This window comes from Frankia umida, from assembly GCF_023242945.1.
GTDB classification, from domain to species: Bacteria; Actinomycetota; Actinomycetes; order Frankiales; family Frankiaceae; genus Frankia; species Frankia umida.
In genome coordinates this window covers 1-230 of record NZ_JALKFT010000152.1, presented here as the reverse complement: position 1 = coordinate 230, position 230 = coordinate 1, and the positions used below count along the sequence as shown (strand labels likewise).

The window sequence follows — 230 nt, the reverse complement described above, 5'->3', positions numbered from 1 at the left end:
GAAGTAGATGCCGGCGTGTTCGCCGTCTTCGCCGGCATCTACTTCTGGTTCCCGAAGATGTTCGGCCGGATGCTCGACGAGCGCCTGGGCAAGATCCACTTCTGGCTGACCATGATCGGCTTCCACACCACGTTCCTGGTGCAGCACTGGCTGGGCAACGAGGGCATGCCGCGCCGGTACGCCGACTACCAGGCCATCGACGGCTTCACCACGCTGAACACGATCTCCAC

Annotated in this window: 1 protein-coding gene; it reads left to right on the top strand. The window is 62.6% G+C overall.

Going from position 1 to position 230, the window contains the following annotated elements; translation table 11 throughout:
- Positions 1-230, top strand: a 230-nt coding sequence (locus tag MXD59_RS26185; RefSeq protein WP_248827229.1) for a cbb3-type cytochrome c oxidase subunit I, incomplete at both ends; no start/stop codon positions are given.